Source organism: Alloalcanivorax profundimaris (genome assembly GCF_015265435.1).
Classification (GTDB): Bacteria; Pseudomonadota; Gammaproteobacteria; order Pseudomonadales; family Alcanivoracaceae; genus Alloalcanivorax; species Alloalcanivorax profundimaris.
This window is the reverse complement of the sequence record NZ_JABJWH010000020.1, coordinates 303,643-324,241: the sequence shown is the minus strand read 5'-3', so window position 1 is coordinate 324,241 and position 20,599 is coordinate 303,643. Positions and strand designations below refer to the sequence as shown.

Here is a 20,599-nt window from a genome sequence, read left to right as displayed (position 1 = left end):
GGTTCCGCACCGTGGCAAAGATTCACCGCCTGGATTCCCGGCTCGCCAACCAGATCGCCGCCGGCGAGGTGGTGGAGCGCCCGGCCTCGGTGCTCAAGGAGCTGCTGGAGAACGCCCTGGACGCCGGCGCCCGGCAGATCACCGTGGACGTGGAGCAGGGCGGCATCAAGCTGATCAAGGTGCGCGACGACGGCACCGGCATCGGCGAGGACGACCTGCCCCTGGCCCTGTCTCGGCACGCCACCAGCAAGATCCAGAGACAGGAAGACCTGGAGGCGATCGGCACCCTGGGCTTCCGGGGCGAGGCGCTGGCGGCGATCAGCTCGGTGTCCCGGCTTACCCTGGCCAGCAATGACGGCGCCCAGGCCCAGGGCTGGCAGGTCTCCGTGGAAGGGCGCGACATGGCGCCCAGCGTGGCCCCGGCGGCACACCCGCGCGGCACCACCGTGACCATGCGCGACCTGTTCTTCAACACGCCGGCCCGGCGCCGTTTCCTGCGCACCGAGAAAACCGAGTTCAACCACCTGGAAGAGGTGTTCCGGCGGGTCGCCCTGAGCGAATTCCAGACCGCCTTCAGGCTTACCCATAATCAGAAGGTGATCCACCAGTTGCCCGCCGGCGACGACGCCACCCTGCGCGCCGCCCGGGTGGCGCGCCTGTGCGGCCGCGCCTTCATGGAGCAGGCCATGGAGGTGGACATCGAGCACGCCGGGCTGCGCCTGCACGGCTGGATGGGGCTGCCCACCTTCTCCCGCTCCCAGGCGGACCTGCAGTACTTCTACGTCAACGGCCGGGTGATCCGCGACAAGGTGGTCAATCACGCGGTGCGCCAGGCCTACTCCGACGTGCTCTACCACGGCCGCCACCCGGCCTATGTGCTGTTCTTCGAGGTGGACCCGGCCCTGGTGGACGTCAATGTGCACCCCACCAAGCACGAGGTGCGCTTCCGGGAACAGCGCATGGTGCATGACTTCCTGTTCCGCACCCTGCACCGGACCATCGCCGAGGTACGCCCCGGCGACGACGGCCACGCCGAAGTGCCGCTGACCGATCAGGTTCAGCCGGCGCCCACCCAGGGCAGCATGCCGTTGACCACGCCGCGCCCGGATACCGGCGGCGCTGGTTTCGGCGGCGCGGGGGGCTTCGGCGGCGGGGGCGGCTACCCGGGGCCGGTGCCGGGGCGGCCCGCGGCGGTGGCCGATGGCGCCCGCCAGGCCGGCGCCTATGGTGCTCTGGTGGGGGCCCCCGACGTCGACGCGCCCGCCGCCGCGCCACAGCCGGGTCAGACCCCGCCGCTAGGCTACGCGGTGGCGCAATTGCATGGCATCTTCATCATCGCCGAAAACGAGCACGGCATGGTGCTGGTGGACATGCACGCCGCCCATGAACGGATTACCTACGAGCGCCTCAAGCGCGACTGGGCCGAGGCCAAGGTGCGCAGCCAGCCGTTGCTGGTGCCGGTGTCCATGGCGGTGTCTTCCCGGGAGGCGGACTTCGCCGAGCAGCAGCCGGAGGTGTTCCAGCGCCTGGGCTTTCTGGTGGAACGGGCCGGGCCGGAAACCCTGGTGGTGCGCGAGGTGCCGGCGCTGCTGCGCAACGCGGACAGCGAAACCCTGGTGCGCGACGTGCTTTCCGACCTGCTCGCCCAGGGCTCCAGCGAACGCATCGAGCAGCAGCTCGACGCCTTGCTGTCGTCCATGGCCTGCCACGGCAGCGTGCGCGCCAACCGGCGCCTGACGGTGCCGGAAATGAATGCCCTGCTGCGCGACATGGAAGCCACCGAGCGCTCCGGCCAGTGCAACCACGGCCGTCCCACCTGGACCCAGATGAGCGTCAAGGAACTGGACCGCCTGTTCATGCGGGGCCAGTGATGGGCGCCGCGCCCCGGGCGCCGCTGCCGGTGATCCTGCTGATGGGCCCCACCGCCGCCGGCAAGACCGACCTGGCCATCGAGGCCGCCGAAACCCTGCCGGTGGAACTGATCAACGTGGACTCCGCCCTGGTCTATCGCGGTCTGGACATCGGCGCCGCGCGCCCCTCCGACCAGGAACTGGCCCGCGCCCCGCACCGCCTGCTGGGTTTCCGCGACCCCGCCGAGCCGTACTCGGCGGCGGATTTCCGCGCCGACGCGCTCGGCGAGATCGAGGCCATCGCCGCCGCCGGCCGGATCCCGCTTCTGGTGGGCGGCACCATGCTGTATTTCAAGGCCCTGGTGGAGGGGCTGGCGCCGCTGCCGGAGGCGGACGCGGCGGTGCGTGCCGACATCGCCGCCCTGGCGGCGCGCGACGGCTGGCCGGCGGTGCACCGGGCGCTGGCCGAGGTGGACCCGGCCAGCGCCGCGCGCCTCAAGCCCACCGACCGCCAGCGGCTGCAGCGGGCTCTGGAGGTGTACCGGCTCACCGGCCGCCCGCTGAGCGCGTTTCACGGCGAGCACGACACCAGCGCCGAGCCCCTGGCGGACGGCTTTTACCGCTTCCCGGGCCTGGCCCGGCCGGTGCTCAGCCTGGCGGTGGCGCCGCCCCGGGCGGAGCTGCACCGGCGCATCGAGGCCCGTTTCCGCGCCATGCTCGACGCCGGCCTGGTGGACGAGGTGGCGGCCCTGCGCGCCCGGGGCGACCTGCACGGCGACCTGCCCGCCCTCAAGGCGGTGGGCTATCGCCAGGTTTGGCGTTATTTAGAGGGCCAATGGGATTACATGACCATGGTGGAAAAAGGTATTATTGCCACCCGGCAGTTGGCCAAAAGGCAGCTTACCTGGCTGCGCAAATGGCCCGGCCTGACCTGGTACGACGGCGCCCGTGACGAGAGTCGCAGGGCGTGTGTTGCCCGTCTTGCAGGCGTTTGTAAAACCGTGTTTAGTTGAATTGAGGGTTCCGGGGGGCGCGTTTGCTCCCGCGAGGCTTGTTTTTATTGGGACCAAGCCCCATAGAGGACCACGACGACGCAGGGCTTTACGAAGGGTGGGGCTGAAACCTTTTTCTGGGAAGGCTGCCAAAGAGAAGTCCTTGGCCCGCGAGGGCACCGGCATGGATGGCCGGCCTCGCGAAGCCCGGACGTAAGCGCTGATGATTGCCCGAACGCTTGGGCGCTCACTTTTTATGAATGTGTAAGGAGATTTGCCATGTCAAAAGGGCACTCGCTACAAGACCCTTTTCTCAATGCGCTGAGAAAGGAACGCATCCCGGTTTCCATCTTCCTGGTGAACGGCATCAAACTGCAAGGGCAGATTGAGTCCTTTGACCAGTACGTGGTTCTGCTGAAAAACGCGGTGAGCCAGATGGTCTACAAACACGCCATTTCCACCGTGGTGCCGGCCCGCAATCCGCGTGCCGCCGGCGGAGGCGGCAACCCGGCCATGCAGGGCGGCCAGCAGGCCGGCCAACAAGGGGGCATGGGTGACGATTTCGGCAATCAGTAAGCCGCCGGTCGCGACCCACCCCCGCCAAAGCCACGCCGTCCGGCGTGGCTTTGCTTTATGTGTCCTTTACACTGGAACCCATGGATCTGTTTGATCGTACCGAACAGGTACGCACCGGCGCCGGCGAGAAGGCGGTCCTGGTGCACCTGGAACTGCCCGACGCCTTGGGGCGCGAGGACCTGGACGAGTTTCACCACTTGGTGACCTCCTCCGGGGTGGAGCCCGTGGCGGAAATGGTGAGCAAGCGCGACCGGCCCGATCCTGCGCTGTTCATCGGTTCCGGCAAGGCCGAGGAACTGGCCGCGCTGGTGCGAGAGCACCATGCCGACGTGGTGCTGTTCAACCACGCCCTGAGCGCTGGCCAGGAACGCAACCTGGAGCGCGCGGTGAAGTGCAGGGTGCTGGACCGCACCGGCCTGATTCTGGACATCTTCGCCCAGCGCGCCCGCACCCACGAAGGGCGTCTGCAGGTGGAGTTGGCCCAGCTTCAGCATTTGTCCACCCGCCTGGTGCGCGGCTGGACCCACCTGGAGCGGCAGAAGGGCGGCATCGGCCTGCGCGGTCCCGGTGAAACCCAGCTGGAAACCGACCGGCGCCTGCTGCGCGAGCGCATCCGCTCGATTCAGACGCGGCTGGACAAGGTGCGCAAGCAGCGCGCCCAGGGCCGCCGTGCCCGGGACCGTTCGGAAACGCCGCTGATTTCCCTGGTGGGCTACACCAACGCCGGCAAGTCGACGCTGTTCAACGCTCTGACCACCGGCGACGTCTACGTGGCGGACCAGCTGTTCGCCACCCTGGACCCGACCCTGCGCAAGGTGCGGGTGCCGGGCGTGGGGCCGGCGATCCTGGCCGACACCGTGGGTTTCATCCGCCACCTGCCGCACCGCCTGGTACAGGCTTTCCGGGCCACCCTGGAAGAGACCGTTAACGCGTCCTTGTTGCTGCATGTGACTGACTGTAGCGCCGAGGAGCGGGACGCCAACGTGGCGGCGGTGGACGAGGTGCTGGCGGAAATCGGCGCCGACGAGGTGCCGGTGCTGCACGTCTATAACAAAGTGGACCGTCTCGAGGAGGGTCCGCGCCTGGAGCGTGACGAGCAGGGCCTGCCCTGGCGGGTGTGGCTGTCGGCCACCACCGGCGAAGGCTTCGACCTGCTCAATCAGGCGATCGCCGAACGCCTCGCCGACCGCTGGGTGGACCGCTGGTTGCGACTGCCGCCCTGGGCGGGCAAGCTGCGCTCGCGGCTGCACGAAGCCGGCGAGGTGCTGGATGAGCAGGCCGCCACCGACGGCGGCATGCTGTTGCGGGTGCACGTCAACCGGGTGCACTTCGAGCGCCTGCTGAGGGAGGCGGGACTGGACGAGAAGCAGGTAAAGGTACCGGACCCGTCGGTTGCAGAGGCGGAGACCCCTTCCTACAATCCTGGACGCTCGCATAGAGCGGGATAACGGAGAAATCAATGGCCTGGAATGAACCCGGCGGCAACAAGCCCAGGGACCCCTGGGGCGGGGGTGGCGGTGGTGGCGGCGATCAGCGCCCACCGGATCTCGATGAAGCACTGAAGAACCTCAAGGATCGCATCAACAACCTGTTCGGCGGCAAGAGCGGCGGCGGTGGCGGCGGCAAGAAGTCGTCCGGCGGCTTCCCCGGCGGCCTGCTGGCGGTGGTGCTGGTGATCCTGGCGGTGGGCTACGTATTGATGGGTTTCTACGTGGTCGACCAGAGCCAGCGCGCCGTGGTGCTGCGCTTCGGCGAATTCAACCGCATGGTGGATCCGGGCCTGAACTGGCGCGCCCCGATCATCGAGCAGACCATGAAGGTGGACGTGGGCCAGAACCGCAGCTACGAGCTCAGCGAGGAGATGCTCACCGAGGACACCAACATCGTGGCGGTGACCCTGGAGGTGCAGTACAAGGTGCTCGACCCGCAGGCCTACCTGCTGCGCGTCGGTGCCCCGGAAGCCATCCTCGAACACGCCACCAGTTCCGCGCTGCGTCACGTGGTGGGCAGCTCCACCATGGACGGCGTGCTCAAGGATCGCCGCGAGGACATCCGCCTGGAGGTGCGCGAGCGCCTGCAGGACTACCTGGACCGCTACAACACCGGCTTGGTGATCAACCAGGTGGTGCTGGACAAGACCGCCGCGCCGGAAGCGGTGCGTGACGCCTTCGACGACGTGGCCAAGGCCAAGGAAGACGAGGACCGCTTCAAGAAGGAAGCCGAGGCCTACTACAACTCGGTGATTCCCCAGGCGCGTGGTGAAGGCGCCCGCATCGAGGCGGAAGCCGAGGCCTACAAGGCCCGCGTGGTGGCGGAAGCCGAGGGTGACGCGGCACGCTTCAACGACCTGGTGGCCGAGTACCGCAAGGCTCCGGAAGTAACCCGGCAGCGGCTCTATCTGGACAGCATCACCGAGGTGCTGAGCAAATCCAGCAAGGTGCTGGCGGACATCCCCAATGGTGACAGCCTGATGTATCTGCCCCTTGACCAGATGCTCAAGGGTCGCACCGGCAAGAGCGGCTCCCAGAGCGGTTCCGGCGCCAGCGCCGGTGGCGCTTCGGACCCGGGCAGCGCCGGTGCCGATGACGGCGGCAGCGGCCGCCAGACGCCGCGCAGCCTGTACCAAAGCAACCGCACGGAGATTCGCTGATGAGCACACGTAGCTGGCTGGTGCTGGTGGCAGTGGGCGTGCTGTTGCTGCTGGCCCTGGATTCGTTCTACATCGTCAATGAAACCGAGAAGGCCGTGCTGAAGCGCTTCAGCCGGGTGGAACAGGCGGACATCGAGCCGGGGATTTACCCCAAGGTGCCGCTGATCGACGAGGTGATCCGCGTGGACGGCCGTCTGCTGACCCACGACGTGCCCACCCAGTCGTTCCTCACCGCCGAGAAGAAGCTGCTCAACGTGGACGCCTTCGTGACCTGGCGCATCGCCGACGTGCAGCGCTACATCGTCAGTGTCGGCGCCGGCGCCAACAGCGGCCTGGCCATGGAACGTCGGGCCCGGGAGCTGCTGGATCCGCGCGTCAACGAAGCGCTGCGCAACCAGTTCGCCTCGCGCACCGTGCAGGAAGTGGTGGCCGGTCGTGGCGGCGCCCTGCCCGATGAAGCCCTGGACCCGTCCGCGGTGAGCACCGGGGAGCTGATGAACGGCACCACCTCCGCCGCCGAGGAGGCCGAGGCGGCCACTTCCGGGGAAGAGGACGCGGCACCGGCCCAGCAGGACCCGGACGCCGGCAGTGGCCCGCCGCCGGAGAAGGACGACCAGCGTGAGGAACTGATGAACTCCGTGGCCGAGGAAGTGAACGCGGCCACCCTGGAGGATCTGGGCATCGAAGTGGTGGACGTGCGCGTCAAGCAGGTGGACTGGCCGGAGCAGGTTCGTGGCCGGGTGTTCGACCGCATGCGCGCCGAGCGGGCCCGCGACGCCGCCGAGCATCGTGCCCGGGGCCGCGAAGTGGCCGAGCGCATCCGCGCCGCCGCCGACCGTGAGCGCACCGAGATCCTGGCCCGGGCCTACGAGGGCGCGCAAAAGATGCGTGGTGAGGGCGATGCCCGCGCCACTGGCATCTACGCCAACGCCTACACCAAGGACCGGGAGTTCTTCCGCTTCTACCGCAGCCTGAAGGCCTACCGGGACAGCTTCAATTCCCAAGACGATCTGCTGATCCTGTCCCCGGACAGCGAGTTCTTCCGGTACATGAAGGAGTCGGGCGGAAACTGATTCGCCACGGCCATGAAAAAACCCGCCATCCGGCGGGTTTTTTTTTGCCCACCGTTCCCTTCGCGGCCGGTTGCCGGGGAGGGTCGACGAAGGTGGCAATGGGGACGGCGGTGCAATAATGGTAATAATAGGGATTCGCGGATCGTATTCCTCACGTGAGGATTCGATTAGGGTGGATGGCTTGAGAGTGAATTACCATTAATCAAATAATGGCATAATGAGGAGTCGAGAGTCCCCCGCCGGGCGGGCCTTCGAGGCCCTCCATCCACGCGTGCCGCCAGCGCAGGGAGAACAAGGCTGAATGCACACAAAAGCGCGGTATTGGCTGGAACGGGCAGCAGGGGAGGGGGATCGTCACGGCGTGGTGACCTTGCAACTGGTGTTGCTGATTCTCGGCCTCCTGATACCGCTTTGCTGGTCGGCGCGATTACTGGGCGGCCCGCTGGGGGACCTGGAGCGATTTTATCTGGCCATTCACGGTTGGGTGGCGGCGTTCGCCTGGTTGGGGTTTCTGCTGATCCGTCTGGGCCGCTTCCGGTTCGCGGCCAGGCTGTTTCTCGCCGGCTGTCTGGCGATGATCATGATGGTGTATCTGCTCGCGGGTATCCGCGCCCCGGGGCCGGCGCAGATCGCCCATGTGTTTCCCCTGGCCCTGGCCGGCGTGCTGTTCGGCCGGCGGGCACTGTGGGGCGTGCTGGCGTTCACCTGGCTGTGCGTGCTGGTGGGCGTGGGCCATGAACTGCGCGCCGGCGCCGACCCGGGCCTGACCCTGGAAATCGCCGCCGGCATGCTGGTCAGTTTCCTGGTGGTGGCGGTGGTGTTCGACGGCTCCCTGGCCGGGCTCGCCACCAGCCTCGACGACGTGGAGGCGCGCCGCCGCGAGCTGGAGGCCGCGCGCCGCTCCCTGAAAGCCGAAAAAGAAGAACGGGAACAGACCATGGAGCAGTTGGTGCACGTACAGAAGGTCAAGGCCATCGGCCAGCTGGCCGGCGGCGTGGCCCACGATTTCAACAACATTCTCGGCGTGATCCTGGGCTACGCCCAGTGGCGGGAACGGCGCAGCGAGCCGGCGGAAATGCTGGAAGCGCTGGCCGGCGTGGAAACCGCCGCGCGCCGGGGCGCCGCGATCAGTCGCAAGCTGCTGAATTTCAGCCGCCAGGACGTGGCGCACCCGGAGGTGTTCGACGTCTGCGAGGCCCTGCGTGGCCTGGAAGGCATGCTGCGGCAGCTGTTCGATCCGCGCGTGCGCATCGAGCTGACCCTGCCGGAGCGGGCCCTGCCGGTGCGCATCGACCGCGGCCAGTTCGAACTGGCGGTGCTCAACGTGGCCACCAATGCCCGGGACGCCATGCCCGAAGGCGGTCACTTCCGGCTGTCGGTGCGGCTGGACGATGACCCGGCCCGGGTCGGGATCGAGCTCAGCGACACCGGTGTCGGCATGGACGAAGGCGTGCGGCGGCGCATCTTCGAGCCCTTTTTCACCACCAAGGGGCAAAGCAGCGGCACCGGCCTGGGGCTGGCGGTGGTGGGCAAGGTGATCAACGAGGCCGGCGGCGAAATACGGGTGCGCAGCCGGCCCGGCGCCGGCAGCCGCTTTCGTCTGCTGCTGCCGCACCGGTCCCTGGCGGCCCCCGCCGGCGACGCCCATTCTCCCCTGGTGCTGCTGGTGGACGACGACGATGAACTGCGCGCCATGTTGGGCGCCACCCTGGAGGCGGGCGGCTGCCGGGTGCTTGGCGCCCGCGATGGCGAGGAAGCCTGGCGGGTGATCGCCCGGGGCCGGATTCCCGATGTGCTGGTCACCGACCTGCGCATGCCCGGCCTGGACGGCCCGGCGCTGATCCGCCGGTTGCGGCCCCTGTACCCGGCGCTGGCGATCATCCTGATTTCCGATTATTTGCCCGAGGCCGCGTCCCTGGCCCGGGAACTGCCCCCGGACGTGGAGCGGCTGTCGAAGCCGTTCTCGCCGGAACTGCTGTTGCAATACGTATTCATGTTGACCACTTGGCCGCTGGAAGAAGGCAAAGAAGGAGAGGGTGGATGAGCGAACGACGTCTTGATGTGGTGGTCGTCGAGGACGACCCGGAACAACGGGAGCTGGTGGTGAATGAAATCGCCGCCAACGGGTTCAACGTCAAGGGCTGCGCCGATGCCACCGCCCTGTGGCGCCACCTGACGGTGTCGCGCTGCGACCTGATCGTGCTGGACGTGGGGCTGCCCGGCGAGGACGGCCTGTCGGTGGCGGAGCATCTGCGCACCGCCTCCCAGGTGGGCATCGTCATGCTCACCGGGTACGCCACCAGCTCCGATCAGGTGCGCGGGTTGCGCCACGGCGCCGACGCCTACCTCACCAAACCGGTGGATTACGGCGTGCTGGTGGCCACCCTGGAAAGCCTGGGCCGGCGTTTGCGCGGCGCCCTCGACACCCCGGCCGTGGCCGAGCCGGCCCCGGGCCAGGAAAACCTGTGGCGGCTGGTGGCGGACGGCTGGAAGCTGCGCACGCCGGATCAGCAGGACGTGACGTTGACCGCCTACGAGCGCGACATGCTGCGTTGCCTGATCGAAGCGGAAGGCCGGCCCATCGACCGGGAGACGCTGATCGGCGCCCTGACGCCGGACGTGCACGACTTCGATCCGCACCGTCTGGAGATGGTGATCTACCGGTTGCGGCGCAAGATCCGCGCGGTCAGTGAATGGACCCTGCCCCTGGAGGCGGTGCGCGGCGTGGGGTATCTGGTCAACGACATGCGCGAGCAGAGCGGCGTTCCCGGATGACCGGAGAGCGGCAACGGTTCAGGATCGGGTTGTGAGTCAGTGGTGAGCAGGCGGCTACGTCCAGATTGGTGAAGCGGATCACACTTTTCCCTAGAGTCCCGCAAACCAGACAGCGAACCGCGACTCCGTGCGCCGGGCCAGCCGGTGTTCCGATCACACAACCTTGGGGACGCGCCGGACGGTAACCGGAGACACGGGGCCGTCATGGCGACGACCGTTCTTTATGCCGTTTTTGGGAAAGCGCCGTGACCACCGGCGAGCGCCGCGGGTCCCGGTCACTCCGGGGGGCCGCCGTCGTGGCTGAGCGCCCGCTCCGCGTGGCGGTGGTCGAGGACTATGGCCCGATGCGGGCGCTGTTGGTGCGCGAACTGGTGGCCGGCGGCTTCCGGGCCGTGGGTTACCCGGACGCCGCGTCCCTGTGGCGGCACTTCCCGGACGCCGCCTTCGACCTGGTGGTGCTCAATATCGGCCTGCCCGACGAGGACGGTTTTTCCGTCAGCCGCCGGCTGCGCCGGGATACCCGGGTGCCGGTGGTGATGGTGTCCGGTTACGGCAGCAACGAGCACCAGTTGCTGGGGCTGCGCGAGGGTGCCGATGCCTACCTGGTCAAACCGGTGGACATCCATGTGCTGCTGGCCACCCTGGAGCGGCTGGCGCGGCGCCTGGGCCTGGACGACGACGGCGCGCCGCCGCGCTCCGCTGGCTGGTGGCTGGCGGAGGACGGCTGGCTGCTGCGCACCCCGGACAACCGGGAGATCGCCCTTAACGGCCATGAGCGGGCGTTGCTGTCGCGGCTGCTGGCCGCCGCCGGCGCCTGGGTGCCGGACCGGGACCTGAGCGCCGCCCTGGCCAATGGCGACGCCCGCCCCGGGGAGCGGCCGGTGCCGGCCCGCTTGCTGCGCCGCCTGCGGCGCAAGATCGCCGCTTTCACCGGGCTGCCACCGCCGCTGGAAAGTCGCGCCGGCGCCCACCGTTTCGCCAGCCTGATCAACGAGGATGCCTACCGCCCACGCCGCCGGCGGTGAGCTCGCCATGAGCCCGGGGAGACCGGGCCATGGGTGTGTCCCGCCGTTTGGCCGCCTAGCATGGCAGGCCGCTGATCGGGATCGGGGAAAAAGGATGAAACGGGTTCACCATCGCTGGGCCGCCTGGCTGTTCGCGCTGCAGATGCTGCTCGCCGCCTTCGTCGTGGGGCTGGCGATTCTCGGTCAGACGGCCCGCGCCGGGCCGCCGCAGGAGGCCGCGCCCGCGAAGGTGTCTGTGCTCTGGAGGACGTGTTAGAATACCGTAACCGGGCCCGAGGGACCCGGTTTTTTTGTGGCTATCGGGCGGTGCGATGGACGCGAGCGTACTGATCACGGCGCTGTGCCTGGTCCTGGTCATCGAGGGCATTCCCCTTTTCCTGGCGCCGGCGCGAATGCGCCGGGCGGCGCGGGAACTGGCCGACCTGGATAGCCGCGTGCTGAGACTCATCGGGCTGGCGGCCATGCTATTGGGCGCCGGCCTCCTGCTGCTAACACGGTCCTAGGATGAATCAGGAAGAACAGTGGCTCCTGCCCGACGGCGTCGAGGAAGTCCTCCCCGAGCGCGCCCGGGCCATCGAAGAACTGCGGCGGCGGGCCCTGGACCTGTACCGGTCCTGGGGTTACGAACTGGTATTCCCGCCGCTGATCGAATTCCTGGAATCCCTGCTCAACGGCGCCGGCCGTGATCTGGAGCGGGATACCTTCAAGATCACCGACCAGCTCAGCGGCCGCCTGATGGGCGTGCGCGCCGATATGACGCCCCAGGTGGCGCGCATCGATGCCCACGGCCTGCGCCGCAACGCCCCCACCCGGCTGTGCTACTGCTCCACCGCCCTGCGCGCCAAGCCGCCCCAGGCCGGTGGCACGCGCCTGCCTTATCAGCTGGGCGTGGAGCTGTTCGGCCATGATGGCGCCGACAGCGATCTGGAAGTGATCCTGCTGCTGCTGGAAACCCTGGCGCTGGCCGGCGCCGGCGACCGGGTGGTGCTCGACCTGGGGCACGTGGGCATCTTCCGCGCCCTGGTGGCCGCCTGCGATCTGAGCGAAGCCGATCAGGCCGCTCTGGAAGACATCTACCTGCGCAAGGCACGCACCGAGCTGGAAGGCTTCGTGGCCGGGCGCGCCCTGCCGGACGCCGCCCGCCGGGCCCTGGCGGCGCTGCCGTTCCTGGACGGCGACGCCGGCGTGTTCCCGCAGGCGCGGGAACTGCTGGCCAGCTTCCCCGCCGCCACCGAGGCGCTGGCGGAACTGGAGCGTCTGGTGAGCGTGCTGGAAGCGCGCGGCGCCCGGGTGCACCTGGACCTGGGCGAATTGCGCGGTTACCACTACCACACCGGCTGCGTGTTCGCCGCCTACCTGCCCGGCGACAGCGAGCCGCTGGCCAAGGGCGGCCGCTATGATCACATCGGCGAGGTGTTCGGCCGCGCCCGGCCCGCCACCGGTTTCAGCGCCGACCTGAAAAAACTGGCGTCGCTGGCGCCGGTGACCCGGGGCGGCGGCATCCTCGCCCGGGGCGCGCTCACCGACGCCGGCTTCGCCGACCGCGTGGCGCGCCTGCGCGCCGACGGCGAGCGTGTTCTGCTGGCGCTGGACGGCGCCGACAACGATCCGGCCGAACTCGGCTGCGACCGCGAACTGGTGGCCGCCGACGGCGGCTGGACCCTCCAACCCATTTCCTCCTGACAGGCCAAAGCGAACAGCCATGGGCAAGAACGTCGTAATTCTCGGTACCCAATGGGGTGATGAAGGCAAGGGCAAGATCGTCGATCTGCTCACCGACCAGGCCGCCTATGTGGCCCGCTTCCAGGGCGGCCACAACGCCGGCCACACCCTGGTGATCGACGGTGAGAAAACCGTCCTGCATCTGATTCCCTCCGGCATCCTGCGCGAAAACGTCCAGTGCCTGATCGGCAACGGCGTGGTGCTGTCGCTGGAGGCCCTGCTCAACGAAATCCGGGGCCTTGAGGAGAAGGGCGTGCCGGTGCGCGAGCGCCTGCGGCTGTCCTCCGCCTGCCCGCTGATCCTGCCGGTGCACGTGGCCCTGGACCAGGCCCGGGAAGTGGCCCGTGGCGCCCAGAAGATCGGCACCACCGGGCGCGGCATCGGCCCCGCCTACGAGGACAAGGTGGCGCGCCGTGGCGTGCGCCTGGGCGATGTGTTCCACCGCGAGCGCTTCGCCGCCAAGCTCGGCGAAGTGATGGACTACCATAACTTCATCCTGCGCAGCTTCTACAACGCCGAGCCGGTGGATTTCCAGCAAACCCTGGATGAGACCCTGGCCCAGGCCGAGGAAATCCGCGCCATGGTGTGCGACGTCACCGCCCGCCTGCACGGTGCCCGTGAGAAGGGTGAGAACATCATGTTCGAGGGCGCCCAGGGCACTCTGCTGGACATTGATCACGGCACCTATCCCTACGTGACCAGCTCCAACACCACCGCCGGCGGCACCGCCACCGGCACCGGTTTCGGGCCGCTCTATCTGGATTATGTGCTGGGCATCACCAAGGCCTACACCACCCGCGTCGGCGGCGGTCCCTTCCCCACCGAGCTGTTCGATGAAACCGGCCGGCACCTGGCGGAAAAGGGCCGTGAATTCGGTGCCACCACCGGCCGCGCCCGCCGCTGTGGCTGGTTCGACGCCATCGCCCTGAAACGGGCCATCCAGATCAACTCGATCAGCGGCCTGTGCCTGACCAAGCTGGACGTGCTCGACGGTCTGGAAGAGGTGAACATCTGCGTGGGTTACAAGGGCCCGGACGGCGAGACTCTGGAGTGCGCCTGGGACGCGGACAGCTACGCGGAAGTGACGCCGGTGTACGAATCGCTGCCGGGCTGGCAGGAATCCACCATCGGCATCAAGTCCCTGGATGGCCTGCCGGACAACGCCCTGGCCTACCTCAAGCGCATCGAGGAAGTGACCGGCGCCCCCATCGACATCATCTCCACCGGCCCGGACCGGGCCGAGACCATCATCAAGCGCCACCCGTTCGGGTAAGCGCCTTATCGCGACTGAAGTCGCTCCTACACCATCATTCGATGTAGGAGCGACTTCAGTCGCGATATTCCCTCTCTATTTCTCCGACCAATCCAACCGTATGTCATAGGCGTCGATGCGCTTCTCCGGCTTGAGCGGTTCTATCTCTTCCGGATTGATATGCCGGAACACGTTCTCCGCCGGCTTCAGGGTGGCATCCCGGCCGTACAGGAAGCTCTGCTCCTCGACGATCAGCTTGTAGGCCTTATTCAGGGCCAGGGCCCGTTCACGGCTGGGCGTGATCAGATCGTAGAGGCCACTCTTTCCTGTCCGGGGTTTAATGTGAAATTCATAATTACCTTCACGATAAAGCTGCTTTTTTTGATTTATGAAATGATTTCTTAACAATAAACCAAAATCATGGAGGTTGTCGTTACGGGGAGGTTGCGAGAGATGATCAGGGGATTGGTGTTCTTTATTTTTATGGCGTTTTGTGGCTCGTTGTGGGCTGAAAGTATAAAGATCAAAATTGTGGAATTATATGATTCAGGGGCGGGGTTTTACATTATCGGCAATTCGCTATCCGCACCATGTCTGGGGCAATCACTGGAGTTTTATTTCCCTGAAAATATCCTCGATTCCTCCTCTGTGTATGAGGCTACAAATGCCTTTTTTGAAAATAAACCTGTGAGTATCGTTTACAGTAACGAAGAGCAGGTATGCGACGATGGGCAGTTGTATAGCATGGAGGTTATTGCGGATGAATAGGAGAATAATTTTCCTCTTGGTGCTTTTCCTCTGGGCAGGCAATGTGCATTCGCGGACGGTAAATATAACCGTGGGTGAGATGTCGAATTTTCTGATGTCCAAGCCTTATGGGGATATCTCTCAGTATCTATGGTCGGATTACTTGGTCTCTCTAAGGGATAGGGGGGTGCTGTTTGCTGATGGCGGGGTTCTTTTCTACAAGTCTTTTTCGGGTGGAAAGCATCACTGTGGGTCAACAAAGCATTCCTGGTATGTCAATGCGCGAGCGTTTATTGGGAATGGTTCGGATTTCTGGCTGATGTATGAGGCTTTGGATGAGCCGGTTCGGGTTGGCCTTAATGTCGATGGAAGTCTGCGATTTGATGGGAGTGCGACTTTTAGGCCAAGTACCTCAATATTGGGGAAGTGCGTGCGTTATGACAAGGTCAAGGTCAACCTTGATATGCCTGACTTGCCCTTGAACGCCTCCGTGTATGCAGTAATTAATATAAATCCTTCTATTGTGCCGAAGGGAGTGTCCCAGTCTGGACGAACTGAGATCGTCATAGAGCCTTCTGGGGTTCTCCGCGTCAACATAGATTCTTATGGTGACCCCGATATAGATGCTGATATTGATGCGCATGGAGGTGTCGGGGCGGTTGTGGGAGCCATATTCGGAGCACCGATAGCTGGTTTTTTGACTGAAATCGGTCTGGCTGAAGTTGGGGGCGATTACGTGGCGGATGAGGTCGAAGATAGGATTATTGACTATCTTGAGGATATTAAAAATGGTCCCATGCAATATGATTTTTCTTCAAGGTTGGGTGGTAGACAGGTTTTTCTTGTCCCGGAATTGAGTGCGCTCAGTGGTGTTCAGGTGTCATCTATAATATCGTCGGAAGGTTTCTTTATGTTAATGCCGAATATCTATTCAGCATATCGTAATGAGGATGCCGAGGCACTTCTGGCACATTTAATGGTTTATGGTAGAAAAAATGAGACTGCCGAGCTCAGGAAGGCTAATGGATATAGCGCTGCAATGTATACGGCAGTGATGGGTTACTGATAAGAGGGTGTTGATGATGAAAATTTTCAATGGGTTTTTTCTAGTTGTTTCTATTATGGTTTCAGGGTTGGTGGCAGCGGACGCGCCGGATGGAGATCATACTTATTATGAAGACCTTGCCGGGGAGAATATTCTTTCTGTGTCAGAGCAGGGAATGGATGGTACTTTTACGGTCGATTTCAATTCCAATGTGGAAGGCTTTTCCTGTAAATCAGTAAACGGTGGCACCGGGCTGATAACATTTAACAATGAGAGTCTGAGGTCCGCGGATATGGTTTATGCCTTTCTGGTCAATGCCCTCATGAATGATAAGCTCTCCGTTATTAGTGTGAAGGTGCGCGTTGATGAACAATGGGACTCGGGGGCTCTAGAGACAGTTTCTTGCGAGGTCGAGGGTCTATCTTTCACTTCCGGCGCCTGAAATTATATTTATATAAGTCGGTAAGCAAAAAAGGATTTTCTACTTGGAATGTGGTGGGTGGCCGTGTTTCCGTTGGATTCCGTATACGGCCGCCCTTTGCTTTCGTGGAAATAAATGCCATTGGGGGTTTTGACTGGCGATCCAGGAGCCTCTACGTACCCTCTGAAGCTGGTGCTCGGGGCCGTTTCGTTTGTGGCGGTGCGCCAATTATGCCTTTTTGTCATATAAAAATTCTTACAACGGAGACCTTTTTGTCACAATTCTTGGTTTAACTCCTCCCACGGATAACGACTGTTTATGTGGGAGACTACCAATGATTCCTTTTACCAAAACGCCCCTGGCGGTGAAGATCGGTACCGTCATGTTGGGTATTGCTTTGCTGAGCGCCTGCGGCGGTGATTCAGACAACGACGGCGGCAACGACGGCGGCTCCAGCGCGCGCACGCTTTCCTTCGAAGGGGTGGAGGCGCCCGCCTCGGATCTGGAGAAGCGCCAGGTGCTGGCAGCATCGTCCGCCACCATCAATGGCCAGTCCTACGATATCGGCTACCACACCCTGCTGCGTTCCGGCGATTCCGTGAATAACAATGTGGTCTTCGGGCAGTTAGTGGATCAGGTTGGCCAGACGCTGTACGACGGTGACGGTTATCCGCAGATTACCGATTCCAACGAACACACCTCGCTGTTGCCGATTGGTGATCGTCTGTTCTCGGTCTCGCAGATGGAAACGGCCCCTGGGGCGATGTTCCTGATTGAGCTGGATCAGAACAAGAAGAACGGTCTGCTTACGCCGAAGCAGCTGTGGCAGATCGACCAGTCCGACGTAAACGGCGGCTGGACTCATTGCGCTGCCTCGGTGACTCCCTGGAACACGCATCTGGCCAGTGAAGAATACGAGCCGGATGCGGCCTCACCCGGCAGTGCTGATCGTATGGCGTCCTATTTCGGCGGCGATACCTCCGTGATCAACCCCTACTGGTGGGGCTGGAACATCGAGGTGAAAGTGAATGCGGAAGGCGATGCGGACCCCTCCACCGACCTCACCAAGCACTACGCCATGGGCCGGCTGGCCTTCGAGTTGTCTTACGTGATGCCCGATGAAAAAACCGTCTACATGAGTGATGACGGCACCAACGTGGGGTTCTACATGTTCATCGCCGACACCGCCGGCGACCTGAGCGCCGGCACCCTGTACGCGGCCAAGTGGAACCAGACCTCCGGTGCGGGCCTTGGCAGCGCCGATCTGGAGTGGATCAGCCTGGGCCACGCCAGCGATGATGACATTGCTCCCTATCTGGAAGGCGCGGGCGCCCTGACTTTCGATGACATTTTCACCACCGGCACCGCTACCGGTGACACCTGCGCCGACGGCTTCACCGCCATTAAAGCCAATGGCGGCGACCTGGAGTGCTTAAAGGTCAACGACGGCATGGAGCAGGCCGCCTCCCGCATGGAAGCGCGCCGTTACGCCGCCATGCAAGGTGCCACCACCGAGTTCCGAAAGGAAGAGGGCATCACCTTTGATCCCAAGGGTAATCATCTTTACGTGGCGATGAGTGACGTGGGCAGCGGCATGCTCGACAACGGCAGCCGTGATCTGGCCAGTGCCAATCACATCCGCCTTGAAGAGGCCAATAGCTGTGGTGGCGTTTACCAACTGGCAATGGGGAGTGACGCGGACATCGGTTCCGATTTTGTCGCCACCAACATGCACGGTCTGATCGCTGGCATTCCCACCGATCAATATGGCGAAGACAGCCCCTACGCCAGCTACACCTGCGACAAGGACGGTATCGCCAGCCCGGACAACATCACCTTCATCACTGGCTACAACACGCTGATGATTGGTGAAGATACCGGCTCCGGCCACCAGAATGATGTGGTCTGGGCGTTGGATCTGGCCAAGGTCTCCGCCGAGGATCAGACCGCCGGCCTGACCCGGATTCAGACTACTCCCTACGGGTCCGAATCCACCTCCCTGTACTGGTACCCGAACATCAACGGATTCGGCTACCTGATGAGCGTGATTCAGCACCCGTACGGTGAGAATGACTCTTCCGATACGGCACCGAAAGATCGGATACCGGATGGCTCCCTGGATCACCGCGCCTACACCGGCTACGTCGGGCCGTTCCCGGCAATGGATCAGTAAGCGTTATCGCGGAACCACGGCCGGGGCCTTCGCCCCGGCTTTTTCATACCGGCGAACCACGTTGAGTAAACCATGCGAAACTTCTTTCTGGCCGCTCTGGCCGTTTTGGTATGTCTCCTGAGCGGGTGCGGCGACAGTACCGCCGCGGAACAGGAAAATCTCGGGCGGTTGTACCTCTCCAACCCGGCCGCGATCACCCCGCCCCAGTGCTATACCAAAACGGAAAACCCCGGTGGCGAGGCCAGCAACCCCTGCTACGCCTGCCACACGGAAAGCCGGGAGCCCAACTTCACCAACGATCTCGACCTGCAGTTGGCCTACGACTTCGCCGCCCCGGCGCGCATCAACCGATGGGAGAACCAGTTCAAGGATCGCGGTGCCTATCTGGCCGCCATGGACGACCAGGCGATTCTCGACTACGTCCGTGAGAACAACTATCGGGACGCGAACGGCACCGTGCCGTTGGCCACCACCCTCAGCGAACGCCTGCCCGATCACTGGGACGGCAACCGCAATGGCCGCTGGGACGGCTACGTGCCGGACGTGGGCTTTCACTTCGACGACCAGGGCTTCGACCACGATGCCAGCGGCGCCTTGACCGGCTGGCGGGCGCTCGCCTATACACCGTTTCCCGGCACCTTTTTCCCCACCAACGGCTCCACCGACGACGTGCTGATCCGCCTGCCGGAACGCTACCGCAGCAATGAAGCCGGACAGCCCGACCTGACCGTGTACCGGGTTAACCTGGCCATTGTCGAGGCGCTGATCAAACGCCAGGACGTGGCCATCGACCCGGTGGACGAAACCGCGCTGAACGTGGACCTGGACAAAAACGGCGTGTTGGGAACCGCCACTATGGTCACCTACGACTGGGCGCCATTGGAAAAGCGGTTCATGCACTATGTCGGCCAGGCCCGGTTGGCTCAGGAGAGTGGCGACGCCCCCTTGTCCGCCGGGCTGTATCCGCTCGGCACCGAGTTTCTGCACACGGTGCGTTATCTGGATATCGACGGGCAGGGCCGGGTCGCCATGGCGCCACGCATGAAGGAGCTGCGCTACGCCCGCAAAACCAGCTGGACCACTTATTACCAGCACCGGGCCCTGGTGTTCGAGGAAATCAAGGACGCCCACGACTTCCCCGACCGGCTGGAGCCGGTGGTCGGTGACATCGAAGTGGGTGTCAGCAATCGGCGTGGCTGGCGTTACAGCGGCTTTATCGAAGACAAGGAAGGCGAGCTAAGACCGCAATCCTACGAGGAACTGGCGACCTGCGCCGGCTGCCACGGCGCCATCGGCGCCACCACCGACGGCACCTTCGCCATGGCCCGCAAGCTGAACGCCGCCGACAGCTTCCAGCGCGGCTGGTACCACTGGGACCAGAAGAGCCTGGCGGGCACGCCGGAACCCAGGCGTGAAGACGGCAGCGGCGAATACGCCTTTTACCTCGAACAGGTGGGCAACGCCGACGAGTACCGAGCCAACAGCGAGGTGCGCGCCCGCTTCTTTGATGCTCAGGGTGACCTGAAGCCGGACCAGCTCGCCGCGCTTGAGCGCGACATCACCACACTGATTCTGCCTTCCAAACGCCGCGCCCTGGATCTGAACAAGGCGTACCGGGCAATCGTCGAGGAACAGAGCTACATCAGAGGTCGGGACGCGGTGTTGGCGCCCCGAGAGAATATGTACCAGGAGGTCCCCGAGGGGCAGCGGACCGGCGTCAAAGCACCTGTGCCTTACCGTTAAGGGTGGCCGTTTTGCGGGCTATTTCCTGCGGCGTGTGATCACGATCAGAGCGATGGTGAGCCCCAGCACGCCGGCGGGAAACAGCATCAGCAGACGCTCGCGGCGCTCGATCTTTTCGCGCTGGGCGTTGGCCTTCTGGATTTCCGGGTGGACCGCGCCGTTGTCCTGGGCGGGGGCGGGGGGCGTCAGCCCCAGGCCCATGGCCAGGACCAGAGTGGCGAGAAAAAGGCGCATGGTGTCAGGCCTTTGTCGTTGAAGAAGAGGACCGCCGGGGAGGCGGAAACAAAAAAGGCTCCCTGAGGGAGCCCTTTTGGCGGTGAGCTCCGGGAGCTCATCCTGAATTGGTGCCGAGGAGAGGACTTGAACCTCCACGGGGTTGCCCCCACTAGCACCTGAAGCTAGCGCGTCTACCAATTTCGCCACCTCGGCCAATCGCATCGCGTTCTGAGAACGCTTCATCGCGAAAGCGCGTGCATTCTAGTATATGATGACCGGATGTCAACGGTTGATTTCCTCTCTTTTCTCGCTGCGTTAAGGTAGCCCCCGCTGGCGCCG

At 64.3% G+C, this 20,599-nt stretch carries 20 protein-coding genes and 1 tRNA gene; 18 read left to right on the top strand and 3 right to left on the bottom strand.

Translation table 11 applies throughout. The annotated features are described in order from the left end of the window. Positions 1-11: 11 nt before the first annotated feature. From mutL to HMJ39_RS11840, 13 genes are all read left to right on the top strand, one after another. Positions 12-1,871 carry a DNA mismatch repair endonuclease MutL gene (gene mutL / locus HMJ39_RS11900; RefSeq protein ID WP_194297477.1) on the top strand — a complete coding sequence of 620 codons (1,860 nt, stop codon included), beginning with the start codon at positions 12-14 and terminating at the stop codon, positions 1,869-1,871. Continuing rightward, positions 1,871-2,863, top strand: a complete 993-nt coding sequence (gene miaA / locus HMJ39_RS11895; protein ID WP_194297476.1) for a tRNA (adenosine(37)-N6)-dimethylallyltransferase MiaA — start codon at positions 1,871-1,873, stop codon at positions 2,861-2,863. The genes mutL and miaA overlap by 1 nt, the downstream gene beginning before the upstream one ends. A 258-nt stretch (positions 2,864-3,121) precedes the next feature. After that, positions 3,122-3,418, top strand: coding sequence for an RNA chaperone Hfq (hfq, locus tag HMJ39_RS11890; protein WP_194297475.1), 297 nt, complete (start codon positions 3,122-3,124; stop codon positions 3,416-3,418). Positions 3,419-3,498: 80 nt separating this feature from the next. Next, positions 3,499-4,866, top strand: coding sequence for a ribosome rescue GTPase HflX (gene hflX / locus HMJ39_RS11885; RefSeq protein ID WP_161384575.1), 1,368 nt, complete (start codon positions 3,499-3,501; stop codon positions 4,864-4,866). A gap of 11 nt (positions 4,867-4,877) precedes the next feature. Continuing rightward, a complete protein-coding gene (gene hflK, locus HMJ39_RS11880) occupies positions 4,878-6,068 on the top strand; it encodes an FtsH protease activity modulator HflK (protein ID WP_161384574.1) in 1,191 nt (396 codons plus the stop codon). Further along, positions 6,068-7,141 (top strand): protease modulator HflC, encoded by a 1,074-nt coding sequence (gene hflC, locus HMJ39_RS11875; RefSeq protein WP_161384573.1) that lies wholly within the window; start codon positions 6,068-6,070, stop codon positions 7,139-7,141. The genes hflK and hflC overlap by 1 nt, the downstream gene beginning before the upstream one ends. Positions 7,142-7,442: 301 nt before the next feature. Beyond that, positions 7,443-9,185: a hybrid sensor histidine kinase/response regulator gene (locus HMJ39_RS11870; protein WP_194297474.1), complete on the top strand. Its 1,743-nt coding sequence runs from the start codon at positions 7,443-7,445 to the stop codon at positions 9,183-9,185. After that, entirely contained in the window at positions 9,182-9,916 is a 735-nt protein-coding gene (locus tag HMJ39_RS11865) for a response regulator transcription factor (RefSeq protein ID WP_194297473.1), read from the top strand. Before HMJ39_RS11870 ends, HMJ39_RS11865 begins: the two co-directional genes overlap by 4 nt. A gap of 296 nt (positions 9,917-10,212) precedes the next feature. Then, positions 10,213-10,941, top strand: a complete 729-nt coding sequence (locus HMJ39_RS11860) for a response regulator transcription factor (protein WP_194297472.1) — start codon at positions 10,213-10,215, stop codon at positions 10,939-10,941. Between the two features lie 94 nt (positions 10,942-11,035). Beyond that, positions 11,036-11,197: a hypothetical protein gene (locus HMJ39_RS11855; RefSeq protein WP_194297471.1), complete on the top strand. Its 162-nt coding sequence runs from the start codon at positions 11,036-11,038 to the stop codon at positions 11,195-11,197. Positions 11,198-11,252: 55 nt separating this feature from the next. Next, positions 11,253-11,444: a DUF2065 family protein gene (locus HMJ39_RS11850; protein WP_161384568.1), complete on the top strand. Its 192-nt coding sequence runs from the start codon at positions 11,253-11,255 to the stop codon at positions 11,442-11,444. Between the two features lies 1 nt (position 11,445). Then, complete coding sequence (locus HMJ39_RS11845) at positions 11,446-12,624, top strand: ATP phosphoribosyltransferase regulatory subunit (protein WP_161384567.1); 1,179 nt, start codon at positions 11,446-11,448, stop codon at positions 12,622-12,624. Between the two features lie 19 nt (positions 12,625-12,643). Then, positions 12,644-13,936 carry an adenylosuccinate synthase gene (locus HMJ39_RS11840; protein ID WP_194297470.1) on the top strand — a complete coding sequence of 431 codons (1,293 nt, stop codon included), beginning with the start codon at positions 12,644-12,646 and terminating at the stop codon, positions 13,934-13,936. 75 nt (positions 13,937-14,011) lie between these two features. On the opposite strand, the gene HMJ39_RS11835 is transcribed toward HMJ39_RS11840, so the two are convergent. Beyond that, positions 14,012-14,323 carry a hypothetical protein gene (locus tag HMJ39_RS11835; protein ID WP_228462308.1) on the bottom strand — a complete coding sequence of 104 codons (312 nt, stop codon included), beginning with the start codon at positions 14,321-14,323 and terminating at the stop codon, positions 14,012-14,014. Positions 14,324-14,368: 45 nt separating this feature from the next. On the opposite strand from HMJ39_RS11835, the gene HMJ39_RS11830 reads away from it, so the two are divergent. The 5 genes from HMJ39_RS11830 to HMJ39_RS11810 all read left to right on the top strand — a co-directional run bounded on the left by HMJ39_RS11830 (position 14,369) and on the right by HMJ39_RS11810 (position 20,044). Continuing rightward, entirely contained in the window at positions 14,369-14,683 is a 315-nt protein-coding gene (locus HMJ39_RS11830; RefSeq protein ID WP_194297469.1) for a hypothetical protein, read from the top strand. Continuing rightward, positions 14,676-15,728: a hypothetical protein gene (locus HMJ39_RS11825; protein WP_194297468.1), complete on the top strand. Its 1,053-nt coding sequence runs from the start codon at positions 14,676-14,678 to the stop codon at positions 15,726-15,728. The genes HMJ39_RS11830 and HMJ39_RS11825 overlap by 8 nt, the downstream gene beginning before the upstream one ends. A 13-nt stretch (positions 15,729-15,741) precedes the next feature. Further along, complete coding sequence (locus HMJ39_RS11820; RefSeq protein WP_194297467.1) at positions 15,742-16,149, top strand: hypothetical protein; 408 nt, start codon at positions 15,742-15,744, stop codon at positions 16,147-16,149. Positions 16,150-16,462: 313 nt separating this feature from the next. Further along, entirely contained in the window at positions 16,463-18,301 is a 1,839-nt protein-coding gene (locus HMJ39_RS11815; RefSeq protein ID WP_194297466.1) for a PhoX family protein, read from the top strand. 72 nt (positions 18,302-18,373) lie between these two features. Further along, positions 18,374-20,044 (top strand): hypothetical protein, encoded by a 1,671-nt coding sequence (locus tag HMJ39_RS11810; protein WP_194297465.1) that lies wholly within the window; start codon positions 18,374-18,376, stop codon positions 20,042-20,044. An 18-nt stretch (positions 20,045-20,062) separates the two neighbouring features. On the opposite strand, the gene HMJ39_RS11805 is transcribed toward HMJ39_RS11810, so the two are convergent. Both HMJ39_RS11805 and HMJ39_RS11800 read right to left on the bottom strand, forming a co-directional pair. Next, positions 20,063-20,278 (bottom strand): hypothetical protein, encoded by a 216-nt coding sequence (locus tag HMJ39_RS11805; protein WP_194297464.1) that lies wholly within the window; start codon positions 20,276-20,278, stop codon positions 20,063-20,065. Positions 20,279-20,386: 108 nt separating this feature from the next. Next, positions 20,387-20,473, bottom strand: a tRNA-Leu gene (locus tag HMJ39_RS11800). Between the last annotated feature and the right edge of the window lie 126 nt (positions 20,474-20,599).